This is a genomic window from Mammaliicoccus sp. D-M19, assembly GCF_022386695.1.
In the GTDB taxonomy this organism is placed as follows: domain Bacteria; phylum Bacillota; class Bacilli; order Staphylococcales; family Staphylococcaceae; genus Mammaliicoccus; species Mammaliicoccus sciuri.
In genome coordinates this window covers 447388-460226 of record NZ_JAJNHW010000002.1, presented here as the reverse complement: position 1 = coordinate 460226, position 12839 = coordinate 447388, and the positions used below count along the sequence as shown (strand labels likewise).

At 33.1% G+C, this 12839-nt stretch carries 14 protein-coding genes; 1 reads left to right on the top strand and 13 read right to left on the bottom strand.

The genetic code is table 11. The features are described 5' to 3' along the window. Positions 1–2 precede the first annotated feature (2 nt). The 12 genes from aroC to cmk form a co-directional block, all read right to left on the bottom strand. Positions 3–1169, bottom strand: a complete 1167-nt coding sequence (gene aroC, locus LQ675_RS07865) for a chorismate synthase (RefSeq protein WP_048539780.1) — start codon at positions 1167–1169, stop codon at positions 3–5. A gap of 878 nt (positions 1170–2047) precedes the next feature. Beyond that, complete coding sequence (gene ndk, locus LQ675_RS07860) at positions 2048–2500, bottom strand: nucleoside-diphosphate kinase (RefSeq protein WP_025907103.1); 453 nt, start codon at positions 2498–2500, stop codon at positions 2048–2050. 75 nt (positions 2501–2575) lie between these two features. Continuing rightward, a complete protein-coding gene (locus LQ675_RS07855; protein WP_048539779.1) occupies positions 2576–3538 on the bottom strand; it encodes a polyprenyl synthetase family protein in 963 nt (320 codons plus the stop codon). A 12-nt stretch (positions 3539–3550) separates the two neighbouring features. Further along, positions 3551–4255, bottom strand: a complete 705-nt coding sequence (locus tag LQ675_RS07850) for a demethylmenaquinone methyltransferase (protein WP_048539778.1) — start codon at positions 4253–4255, stop codon at positions 3551–3553. Positions 4256–4295: 40 nt separating this feature from the next. After that, positions 4296–4766: a hypothetical protein gene (locus tag LQ675_RS07845; protein ID WP_048539777.1), complete on the bottom strand. Its 471-nt coding sequence runs from the start codon at positions 4764–4766 to the stop codon at positions 4296–4298. 131 nt (positions 4767–4897) lie between these two features. Further along, positions 4898–5170, bottom strand: coding sequence for an HU family DNA-binding protein (locus tag LQ675_RS07840; protein WP_016912122.1), 273 nt, complete (start codon positions 5168–5170; stop codon positions 4898–4900). A 127-nt stretch (positions 5171–5297) separates the two neighbouring features. Next, positions 5298–6023, bottom strand: coding sequence for a hypothetical protein (locus tag LQ675_RS07835; protein ID WP_048539776.1), 726 nt, complete (start codon positions 6021–6023; stop codon positions 5298–5300). Next, positions 6016–6222 carry a DUF2768 domain-containing protein gene (locus LQ675_RS07830; RefSeq protein WP_025907089.1) on the bottom strand — a complete coding sequence of 69 codons (207 nt, stop codon included), beginning with the start codon at positions 6220–6222 and terminating at the stop codon, positions 6016–6018. Before LQ675_RS07830 ends, LQ675_RS07835 begins: the two co-directional genes overlap by 8 nt. 17 nt (positions 6223–6239) lie before the next feature. Next, positions 6240–7244, bottom strand: a complete 1005-nt coding sequence (locus LQ675_RS07825) for an NAD(P)H-dependent glycerol-3-phosphate dehydrogenase (RefSeq protein ID WP_048539775.1) — start codon at positions 7242–7244, stop codon at positions 6240–6242. Between the two features lie 19 nt (positions 7245–7263). Next, on the bottom strand, positions 7264–8574 hold the full coding sequence (der, locus tag LQ675_RS07820) for a ribosome biogenesis GTPase Der (RefSeq protein ID WP_025907085.1): 1311 nt from the start codon (positions 8572–8574) through the stop codon (positions 7264–7266). 127 nt (positions 8575–8701) lie between these two features. Then, positions 8702–9859, bottom strand: a complete 1158-nt coding sequence (rpsA, locus tag LQ675_RS07815) for a 30S ribosomal protein S1 (RefSeq protein WP_048539774.1) — start codon at positions 9857–9859, stop codon at positions 8702–8704. Between the two features lie 78 nt (positions 9860–9937). After that, on the bottom strand, positions 9938–10591 hold the full coding sequence (gene cmk, locus LQ675_RS07810; protein ID WP_239727420.1) for a (d)CMP kinase: 654 nt from the start codon (positions 10589–10591) through the stop codon (positions 9938–9940). Between the two features lie 74 nt (positions 10592–10665). Here cmk and LQ675_RS07805 point away from each other — a divergent pair, with 74 nt between their 5' ends. Continuing rightward, positions 10666–11634: an asparaginase gene (locus LQ675_RS07805; protein WP_048539773.1), complete on the top strand. Its 969-nt coding sequence runs from the start codon at positions 10666–10668 to the stop codon at positions 11632–11634. A 45-nt stretch (positions 11635–11679) separates the two neighbouring features. Here LQ675_RS07805 and LQ675_RS07800 read toward each other — a convergent pair whose 3' ends face one another. Beyond that, a complete protein-coding gene (locus LQ675_RS07800; RefSeq protein ID WP_239727403.1) occupies positions 11680–12666 on the bottom strand; it encodes a YpdA family putative bacillithiol disulfide reductase in 987 nt (328 codons plus the stop codon). Positions 12667–12839: the final 173 nt, after the last annotated feature.

Below are 12839 nucleotides of genomic sequence, written 5' to 3'. Positions count from 1 at the left end.
ACCTAGAAGTTTAAGTTCCAATTACGATGATTCTTGATAGCTTCTTGTAATTGGTCAATGTGATTAGATTGGTATTCTTCAGTTAAAGCTTTTGCAACTTCAAATGCGATAACATTTTCACAAACAACACTTGCAGCAGGAACAGCACAACTATCTGATCTTTCAATTGTCGCTTTAAAGCTATCTTTAGAATCAATATCTACAGAGTTTAATGGTTTATATAATGTTGGTATTGGCTTCATAACACCATTGATGACGATTGGCATTCCATTTGACATTCCGCCTTCAAGTCCACCTAAGTGATTAGATAAACGATGGTATCCAATTTCACTATCGTAAGCAATCTCGTCTTGTATTTCACTACCTGGTTTTTCAGCAGCTTTAAAGCCTTCACCGAAACTAACACCTTTAAATGCATTAATACTTACGACTGCTTGAGCTAAACGACCATCAAGTTTACGGTCATAATGAACATAACTTCCAATTCCAGCAGGCATATTTTCAACGACTACTTCTACGATACCACCGATTGAATCACCATCTTTTTTAGCTTCATCAATACGATTTCTCATTTTTTCAGCTACTTCATCATTAATACAACGTACGTCATTATGATCAATATTTTGTTTGACTTCTTCAAGTGTATATTCATAATCGTCTTTAACGCCACCAATTTCAATAACTCTTGAATAAATTTCAATGTCTAAAGCTTTTAATAAAATTTTAGAAACTGCACCGACAGCAACTCTTGCAGCTGTTTCACGAGCAGAAGAACGTTCAAGTACATTTCTTAAATCTCTATGATTATATTTCATACCACCAACTAAATCGGCATGGCCAGGTCTAGGTTTAGTGATAACTCTTTTCATATTTTCTAATTCTTCTTCAGTTAATGGGTCAGCGCCCATAATTTTTCTCCAATGTTTAAAATCATCATTCTTAACGATGAGTGTAATAGGGCTACCTAATGTATAACCATGTCTCACACCTGAAACGATTTCTACAGAATCTTTTTCAATTTGCATACGACGACCGCGTCCATATCCACCTTGACGTTTAAACATTTCTTCATTAATCTCGTTTACGTCAATTTTCAAGTTTGCTGGTACACCTTCTATAATGACAGTTAGTTGTGGTCCATGTGATTCACCAGATGTTAAGTAACGCATATTATCTCTCCCTACTGTTAATTAAATATAAAATTAATCATATCATATTTAGCGCGTTAAATTAACAAAAACAGACGAATAGTTTAATAAAGTTTTAGATTTTTTTGATTTTAAATAAGTGTGAATTTTATGTTGTTTAGAGCATGTCGGTTATGGTGTAAAAATAAGGGTGCCGTTATAAGTATGTTGGTTGTGAGGTGGTAATACTGGATGCCGTTATTAGCAGTTTTGGCAAGAAGTGCAAATAAGGAGACCAGTAATTACAATTCTCAGTAGTTTTGTAACTAAGGCTATCCATAGTAACACTTCGGCCGAGTTTTGTAACTAAGGCGGTCCATAGTAACACTTCAGCCGAGTTTTGTAACTATGACGGTCCATAGTAACACTTCAGCTGAGTTTTGTAACTAAGGCGGTCCATAGTAACATTTCAGCCGAGTTTTGTAATTAAGGCGGTCCATAGTAACACTTCAGCCGAGTTTTGTAACTAAGGCTGTCCATAGTAACACTTCGGCCGAGTTTTGTAACTAAGGCGGTCCATAGTAACATTTCAGTCGAGTTTTGTAACTAAGGCTGTCCATAGTAACACTTCAGCTGAGTTTTGTAACTAAGGCTGTCCATAGTAACACTTCGGCCAAGTTTTGTAACCAACAACCCCCATTATGAACAAGTTTGGTCAGAAGTGTTCACAACATCCCCGTTATGAACAAGTATAGCCAGAAGTACTCATAACGCCCGCGAATTCCAATCACCGCCCCGAGAATACCCGTCAACAACCCGCGAACCCATGCGAATTTCAGCCAATACCCCACAATACGAACTTCCACATTTATAAAAAAAGTAGTTCAACAAATTCTCGTTGAACTACTTCTCTATTGTATTTATTTTTCGTAAACCCAATTTTCATTGTTTAATTTATAATCATTTAGTTCTGATTGATCAAACCAGAGACCAATTTCACGTTCTGCTGATTCGTTTGAATCTGATCCATGAATAATGTTTCTGCCTAAGTCGATACCATAATCCCCTCTTATTGTACCTGGCGCTGCTTTAGTAGGGTTTGTTTCACCAACAAGTGTTCTTGTTACTTCTACTACATTCTTACCTTCTACTACCATTGCAAATACTGGTCCTGATGTAATAAAGCTTACTAAATCATTGAAGAAAGGTTTCTCAACATGTTCAGCATAATGTTCTTTAGCTAATTCTTCATTAGCTTGGAATAATTTAGCTGCAACTAATTTCAAGCCTTTTCTTTCTAATCGTGAAACGACTTCACCGATTAAGTTTCTTTGTACTGCATCAGGTTTAATCATTAAAAAAGTTCTTTCCATTGCGTAATCCCTACCTTTGTTTTATGTAAATCCAAGATAAGTTTATCATTGACTACGCATACTTGCAAGCGCTTTCTAGTGGTTTCTATCTCTTATTTTCACAATTATTTCCAATAGCATTTTTTTCCCTGATTCATTATTTAATGTATCAATTAAATTTTCTGCTTTTTGTAAATAATGGTTACTCACTTCTTTAGATTTTTGTAATTCTGGTGACGCAATAATTTCTTGTACTAATCTGTCAAATACCTCTGAAGGACTATCAGGTTGTAGTTCATTAATGCTTGCTTTAAAATCTATTGAATTTTTCATTCTTAATAAGACTGGTAAAGTTAAATGTCCGTTTCTTAAATCAGATCCAACTGGTTTACCGAGTTTCTTTTCAGTACTCGTAAAATCTAGGATGTCATCTACTATTTGATAACTCATACCAATATAATATCCAATTTTAGTTAACTTGTTCACAGTTTCATCATCTGCACGTGCAGCGTACGCACCTAATTCTGTAGACAGTGAAATAAGCAGTGCGGTCTTACGTTTAATTCTGCGTAGATAATTTGTTATTGATTGATTGGAAACGAATTGATCTTCGAATTGAAATAGTTCTCCACGACATACTTCGATAATACCATTTGCTAGTTGTTCATGAAGCTTTGGATGTTCTATTTGACTAACTGCATTTAAAGATTGTGATAATAAATAATTACCTGTAATAACTGCAGTTTGCACATCCCACTTCTTTGCTATAGTTGGCTTACCTCTTCTTTTGTCACTTTTATCAATGACATCATCATGAACTAAACTGGCCATATGTATAAGCTCTAATGTAGTTGCTACAGTGATTACATCTCTTGAATAATGCTCACCAAATTGACTTGCAATTAAAGTGAATAATGGTCGTATACGTTTACCACCAGAAGTTAATAAATATTGGCAAGCTTCGTTTATAGTGTTTTGTTCACTATTTATATAACTATTCAATTGTTTTTCTATTTCTTTTACTTCTTTATTTATATGAATTTTAGTTTTGTCATACATGTAATCACCTTGTTATTTAGGTTTGTAAGCTAAATGCATTGCTGAAACGCCGCCAGTGAAGCTTTTTACTTTAATTCTTTCGTAACCAACATCAGCAAACATTTCTGCTAATTCTTTTTTGCCAGGAAAGTTTCCAGCAGATTCTTGTAACCAGTTGTATTCTTGTAAAGATTTAGCAAAAATCTTACCAAATAGTGGCATGATATTTTTGAAATAAAATCTATATAATTGTTTGAATACTGGCATTGTTGGTTGACTTGTTTCTAAACAAACAACCATACCACCTGGTTTAACGACTCTTTTAAGTTCACTTAAGACATGTTTATAATCGGGTACGTTTCGTAAGCCGAATCCGATCGTTACATAATCAAATTCATTATCTTCGAATGGTAAGTTCATAGCATCACCATGAATTAAATGAATATTTGCCATGTTGTCTGTTTTCTTCTTACCGACTTCTAGCATATTCTCACTAAAATCGATACCTACTACTTCACCATATGGTCCAACTGCGTGACTTAATTGAATAGTCCAATCTGCAGTTCCACAGCAAACATCTAAAGCTTTAGAACCTGGCTTAACATCCATTTGTTTCATTGTATATTTACGCCATCTTTTATGTTGCTCAAAGCTGATGATATTATTTAATGTATCATATTTACCTGATATATTTTGGAAAACTTCATGTACGTGTTCTGATTTCGATTTATTATCCACTAGTTATTCATTCCTTTAAGTTTAAAAATGTAGTTATTCATTAATAATAATATGCATAAATTTGATCTTTCAAAGTTTCTTTATCCATATTAATTTTGTAGTAATCAATCAATGTTGTAATAAAGATTGATTCTATTTCTTTTATAATAGCTGTATCTTGATTTATTTTATCATGAGCCAACGTTTGTTTTAATTCATTTTGTTTACTAATTGCTTGAGTCATAATATCTAAAAATACGAGGTCTTTATTTAATGTAGCACATTTATAAAAATATGCACTAACAAGATCACCTATTAAGATATCTTGATTAGAAACAGTTGGTTCGCCTATTCTATTTAAAAAGCGCATTGAGGCATCAATAGATAATGTAGCTAATTTAGCATTAGTATCGATGTTCATTTCATCTAATACGTCAGCTATGACTGGGTTAACTACAGGTACATTACTATTCTCTACACCTTTTAACAAATTAGAAATATCTTTTTTATAAATTTTTTCAATTTTATCCATCTTATCACCTCAACAATATCACCTATATATCTTAACACTAAGTTAAATGAATTGAAAATGCATATATTCATTTCATATAAAGAAATAAGACAAATAAAAAAAGCCCTTAAAAAGGGCTTTGATACAATCAATTATTTAACTGCATCTTTTAATGCTTTACCTGCTTTAAAAGCTGGAACTTTGCTTGCAGGGATATCAATTTCTTTACCAGTTTGTGGGTTACGTCCTTTACGAGCAGCTCTTTCGCGTACTTCAAAGTTACCGAAACCAATTAATTGTACTTTTTCACCGTCAGATAAAGATTTTTGAATTGATTCGAACACTGCATCTACAGCAAGACCAGCTTCTTTTTTAGTTAAATTAGCTTTTTCACTTACTGAGTTGATTAATTCTGTTTTGTTCATTTCAATTTCACCTCCCAAAAGGTTATCTAATGATATGTATAAATACCATTATGATAAGACTTTAACACAACAACCTGTGCCACTGCAACGATTTACAAGCTATAAATGCATAATTTCTATATTTTTATTAATATTTTTTCACTTTTGATTTAAAAACAGGCTCATTTTTACTATTTATTGTAAATTCAGGCGAATAAGCCGGTAATATCGGTGAATCTTTGTATAATAAATATCGAATATCTTGACCTGGTTTAGGAAGTGATTTTTCTTTTTTAATTGCTTTTGCTAAATCTAATCTATAATCAATAACAAAATCATTTCCGCCGTTCATATATACTGGTAATCGTTCATTACTATATGGACTTGGAACAGTTGGCTGTTTTTTGAAACCATATTTTTTGTATTCAATTTCATATACATTAGGTGCAACTTTTTTACCTAATTGTAATGGTTTACCTGATGCATCTATTCGAATTCGAATATCTTTTAAGACTTCTGACGTTCTTAAATCGATTAAATGCACTTTAGGGTCTTTGTCGACATCCATGATTACATATTGATAAATACCGCCGTTCTCAAATGAATTACCTGGTAATTGAGATAAGAACTTTGGCTTTAATTTATTAAAGTCAACTGGGTGTTTTAAGTATAATGAATAACTATCATCTCTATCTTTAATAGGTAATAATCCACCACTCGCCTTTTTGTATTCATCTACCGCTGTTTGAACCATACTTAATTGGTCTTTCGCTGGCACTTGGTTTTCTGCTTTCTCTTTATTAGGAAAAGCACAAGCTGACAAAATTAAAGTACTTAATATTAATAAGATCGATATTTTTTTGTAATTATGCATGGCTGGATCCACCTAATACAACAATCATAAAGATACCAGCAATAATAAGAGAAATGACCGCTAAAAACATTGTTATACTACTGATGATTTTATTTTTTAATTTAAATCTTGATAAATATACGAGTATAATTGCCAAAATCATAAAACCAATAGAATAAAATGACACCCACATTAAATCCATTCTTGATATATCAAACATTTAAATACCCCTCTTGCTTAAATATTCTCTGACTTTTTGTCACGTTCCATAAGATCTTTGACACCTTCAGAAACTGGATAATCTTCGAATAACACTTTATATAACCCTGATGTTATTGGCATTTCAACATCATATTCTTTTGCTAAGTTGTATGCAGCTTCTGTTGTTCTTACTCCTTCGACGACCATATTCATTTCTTCTAATGCTTCGTCTAATGTAGCCCCTTTACCAAGCATATTTCCGCATTTCCAATTTCGTGAATGTACAGATGTACAAGTAACGATTAAGTCACCGATACCACCAAGACCTAAGAACGTCATAGGATCAGCGCCCATTTTAACACCTAATCGTGTTATTTCAGCTAAACCTCTCGTCATAAGTGCTGCTTTCGCATTGTCACCATATCCAATGCCATCAGTTATACCAGCAGCAAGTGCAATAATATTTTTTAACGCGCCTCCTATTTCAATACCGACAAGATCATTGTTTGTATATACACGGAAATAATCCGTCATAAATAAATCTTGAGCTAAGCGTGCAACTTCTTCGTTTTCAGATGATACTGAAACTGTTGTTGGATGTTTAATCGCAACTTCTTCTGCATGACTTGGTCCTGATAATACAGCGATACCGCCATTTATTTTGCTATCGATTGATTCATCAATCATTTCAGAAATACGTTTGAAAGTACCAGGTTCGATACCTTTAGATACATGGATGAATACTTTTTTGCCATAAGCGATTTCATTAATGTTTTCACTCACTTCACGAATGGCTTTTGTCGGAACAGCTATAATAAAGATAGATGCATGATGGACAGCATCTTTTAAATCAGTTGTTGCTTTAATATTTTCATTTAAAGTGATTTCTTTTAAATATTTTGTATTCTTATGTTCCTTGTTGATTTCGTTAATTGTCGTTTCAGTCTTACCCCACATTAATACATTATGTTGGTTGTCTGCTAATACATTTGCTAAAGCAGTACCCCAACTTCCTGTACCAAACACAGTTATATTTGTCATAGTTATCAATCCTTTGATATTAGTTTCTTTTTCTTGAGATTAAATGAACTGGTGTACCTTCATAACCGAACGCATCTCTTATACGATTTTCTAAGAAACGTTTATAAGAGAAATGCATTAATTCAACATCATTAACAAATATTACAAATGTTGGCGGTTGAATCGCTACTTGTGTTGCATAGAAAATGTTTAACCTTCTACCATTATCAGTAGGCGTTGGATTCATCGCAACAGCATCTGTAATAACTTCATTAAGTGTAGAACTTTGTACACGTTTACGATGGTTTTCATCTGCCATCGTAATTAATGGGAATAATGTTTTTAAGCGTGATTTTTCTAAAGCTGATACGAAAGCAATTGGTGCATAATCTAAGAATTGGAAGTTATCTCTTACCTTTTCTTCAAACTTCTTCATTGTTTTAGAATCTTTTTCAACCGTATCCCACTTATTTACAACAATGACAATTGCTTTACCGGCTTCATGCGCATATCCAGCAACTTTTTTATCTTGTTCAATGATGCCTTCTTCAGCGTCGATAACAACAAGTACGACATTAGAACGTTCGATGGCTTTTAAAGCACGTAATACTGAATATTTTTCAGTACTTTCGTATACTTTACCTTTCTTTCTCATGCCTGCAGTATCAATTAATACATATTCTTGATCATCATAAGTATAAATTGTATCGATTGCATCTCTAGTTGTACCAGCAATTGGCGAAACAATGACACGTTCTTCTCCAAGAATAGCATTGATTAAACTAGATTTACCCACGTTTGGTCGACCGATTAGTGATAGTCTAATTGTCTCATCATCATAATCTGGTTCGTCATCTTCAGGGAAATGTTTAGCTGCTTCATCTAATAAGTCACCTAAACCTAGTCCGTGTGAACCTGAAATTGGGAATGGTTCACCAAATCCTAATGAATAAAAGTCATAAATTTCACTACGCATTTCTGGATTATCAATTTTATTGACTGCTAATACGACAGGTTTATTTGATTTGTATAATATTTTAGCGACCATTTCATCAGCTTGAGTTACGCCTTCACGGCCGTTAACCATAAAGATAATAACATCCGCTTCATCAATTGCTACTTCTGCTTGTGCTCTTATTTGTTGTTGGAAAGGTTCATCACCTAAATCTATTCCACCTGTATCTATTAAGTTGAAGTCATGTGTTAACCATTCTCCACTTGAATATATTCTATCTCGCGTTATACCTGGTGTATCTTCAACGATAGATACCCTCTCGCCTATAATTCTATTAAAAATTGTAGATTTCCCTACATTTGGTTTACCTACAATTGCTATAATGGGTTTCGTCATAAACCTACTTCCTCTCTTTCATAATCCTTTCTATTTTAACATATGATGACTGTTTAGCCTATCGAATTAAAAAACTAAAAAAGACTGAAACATTTCATTATGTTCCAGTCTCTTATATATACACATATTATAATTTAAAATCTTTTAATTTATCTCCGAAGACATCACCTAAAGTAGGATTGTCATCATCTGTATCTTGTTGGTTTAAATATGATTCATCAAAATCAGTTTCTTGTTCGATTGTATCTTTAATAGATAAAGAAATTCTTTCTTCATCTTTATCGACAGCTAGAATTTTCACTTGTACATCTTGTCCTTTTTCTAATACTTCGTCAGGATTACCGATGTGTTCGTGGCTGATTTGAGAAATATGAACTAAACCTTGTAAGCCAGGCGCAATTTCTACAAATGCTCCAAATTGAGCTAAACGCACGACTTTACCTGGTACGATATCACCAACAGTAAATTGTGAATCGATTTGTTCAAATGGGCTTGGTAACGTATCTTTAATAGATAAAGAAATTCTTTCTGCTTCTCTGTCAACAGCACGTACCTTAACTTTAACTGTATCGCCAACTTTTACGACTTCGTCAGGTGATTTAACATGATCGTGAGATAACTCAGATACATGTACAAGTCCATCTACGCCACCTAAGTCAATGAATGCACCAAAGTTCGCAATTCTAGCGACAGTACCTTCTAATACGTCACCTTGTGAAATATTATTGAGTAAATCTTCTTTTTTAGAACTTAATGCTTCTTGTTCAACTTTCTTGTGACTTAAAATGACTCTGTTGTTTGTTTGATCTAACTCTTCAACTTTAAGTGTTAATACTTTACCTAAATAGTCAGAGAAATCATCAATATAGTTCACAGAGATTAATGAAGCTGGAATAAAGCCTCTAATACCAGCATCAACGACTAAACCGCCTTTAACAACTTCAGTTACTTCAGCTTCGATTGTGTCGTCATCTTCTAAAATCTTTTGTAACTTTTCGTATGATAGATTTTCATCTAATTTACGTTTCGATAATATATAATGACCACTTTCATCAGTTTGTTCGATTTTAGTTACGAATGCTTCGATTTCATCACCAATATTGACGACTTCGTTAGCTGTTTCGATGTGTTGAGTTGACAGTTGGCTAATTGGAATGATGCCATCAAATTTACCACCCACTATATGCACAACTACATGTTTATCTTCTACTTGTTGTACAGTACCCTTAACTTTGTCGCCTTCTTGCACTTCATTTATCATGGATTCGTTGAATTCTTCCGTCATCAAAATTGCCTCCTTTAAATAAATATCATAATAATAACTTCTTATAAAGCGGCTAAATTGTCAAGAAATTCGAACTATTTAGACCATTTTGCTTTTTGCAAGTTCGACAATCTTATTTGTCACTTCTTCAATTGACAATCCAGTTGTATCGATACTAATAGCATCTTCTGCTTTCACTAAAGGTGAGATTTCACGATTCATATCATATTGGTCACGACGTTCAATATCAATCTTTAATGATTCGATATCAGATTCGATGCCACGTAATTCATTATCTTTAAATCTTCTAATAGCACGCTCTTCAACTGATGCTATCATGTATACTTTTAATTCTGCATCAGGTAATACTGTTGTACCGACATCTCTACCATCCATTACGACATTTTTCTCATCTGCTAATCTTTGTTGTTCTTCTACTAAAAATGTTCTTACAGGTTCTTTTGAGGCCACATATGAAACTTTTTCGGTTACATCATTTTCTCTGATTCTTTCTGAAACATCTTTACCGTTTAAAATAACACTTTGACCGTTATCTAATACGATTTTTAAGTCAATTTCTTTAACAAGATGGTCAAAGTCTTCTGAGCCTTGCTCAATATAATAAAGTGTAATCGCTCTATACATAGCGCCTGTATCCACATATATCATATTAAAATGTTGCGCTACGAGTTTAGCGATTGTACTTTTACCAGCTGCTGCTGGACCATCTATTGCTATATTTATTTTTTTCATTTGTATAACCTCTCTTGTTCTTTAATCTTATATATTTTATCATAAATTATAATCATATGAATAGGAGGAAAGAAATGAAGAGAATATTAGTTATACATACTGGTGGAACAATTAGTATGTCTGAAGATAAAGATACAGGTAAAGTAGAAACAAATGCTGAACATCCGATGCATAGACATCAAGCATTTATACAATCTCTAGGTGATATTACAGAAATAAATCCATTCCAAGTACCTTCCCCACATATGAATAATCAATATATTAATCAATTGAAAGATATTATTACGCAATCAATTGAACGGGATGAATATGATGCATTTGTGATTACACATGGAACAGATACTTTAGAAGAAACGGCGTATTTACTAGATTTAACAATAGATACGAACTTACCTATTATTTTAACAGGTGCCATGAGATCTTCAAATGAAATAGGTTCGGATGGATTATACAATTATGTTTCAGCTTTAAAAGTAGCATCTACAGATGATGCGCAAAATAAAGGGGTTATGGTTGTATTCAATGATGAAATTCATACAGCTAAAAATGTAACAAAAACACATACGTCAAACACGAGTACTTTCCAAAGTCCTAACTATGGACCGATAGGCAGTGTTACAAAGACGCATGTCATATTCCATCATCAACCTTTTCCATATAAAAAATATCCAAACATCAATCCGAATATCAAAATAGGTATTGTAAAAGCTCACATGGATCTATCAAGTGATTTATTAGATTTCTTTGTAGAAAAACAATACGACGGTTTAATTATTGAAGCGCTAGGTCAAGGCAACATGCCACCAACTTCATTACAAGGTATTCAGAACTTGCTCGATGCTGATATTCCGGTTGTAATGGTTTCACGTTCATTTAATGGAATTGTAGGAGGTATTTACGCATATGAAGGTGGCGGATACCAACTTCAACAAATGGGCATTATATTATCAAATGGATTAAATGGACAGAAAGCACGTCTTAAACTACTTGTTGGTTTAAGTAATCATTTATCTAAAGAAGATTTAGTTGAATATTTTGCATAAAAAATAACCATGTTACTGGTTAATTGTCCAATAACATGGTTGTTTTTATGATTCTAGAGGCGTTTGCTTTTTTCTTTCAATATCTTGAGCAATTGTGCCACCATGGAATTTACCATTTTCTATAAATATCGTGTTAGCATCGTTACCAGCAGCTATAACACCAGCGATATATAAATTCTCAACATTCGATTCCATTGTATCTTTATTATATGAAGGTGCAGTTCCAAATTCATTTGTAATTGTTTCTACGCCACAAGATTCTAGGAATTTATAATCAGGATGATAACCGATCATTGCAAAGACAAAGTCATTTTTAATAGTATATGACTTACCTTCTTTATTGAATGTAAGCGTGTCTTCATCGATACGTTCAACTTCACTGTTAAAATGCATCGTGATTTTTTCATGTTTTGCTAATGATTCAAAGTTAGGTAATATCCATGGTTTAATGCTTTTAGAGTATTCTGATCCACGGTATAAGACTGTTACATTTGCCTCAGCTTTTTCTAATTCAATTGCTGCATCTACAGCTGAATTCTTGCCGCCAATAATAACAACGTCTTGATTAAAGTACGGGTGAGCTTCTTTGAAATAATGCATCACTTTACTTAATTCTTGACCTTCTACTTCTAATTCATTTGGTTGACCGTAGTAACCAGTAGCAATTGTTAAGAATCTAACTTTATACGTTTGTTTAGTCGTTGATACTAAAAATCTATTATCAACCTTTTTAACAGCTAATACTTCTTCAAAAGTTCTTACATCAAGTTGGTGATGTTTAACAACTTCTCTATAATAAACGAGTGCTTGATTTCTTTTAGGTTTTAAATCTTCAACGATAAATGGTACATCACCAATACCAAGTTTATCACTAGAAGAAAAGAATGTTTGATGAGTAGGATAATGATAAATGGCATCTACAACATTACCTTTTTCAATCACGACAGCATTAATACCTTTTCTCTTCTGTTCGATTGCTGCACTCAATCCACAAGGGCCACCACCGATTATTAAGCTTTCATATTCTTGCATGTACTTTCACTCCTTATAATATCCTCAATCATTATATCAATAATGAGAGATTAGTAAAATAAAATGAAACTGAATATATGAAAAGATTGGGATTGAGAATGGCTAGGTGTTATTAGCAGTTTTGGTAAGAAGTGCTAATACTGGGGTCGTTATTAACAGTTTCGGTAAGAAGT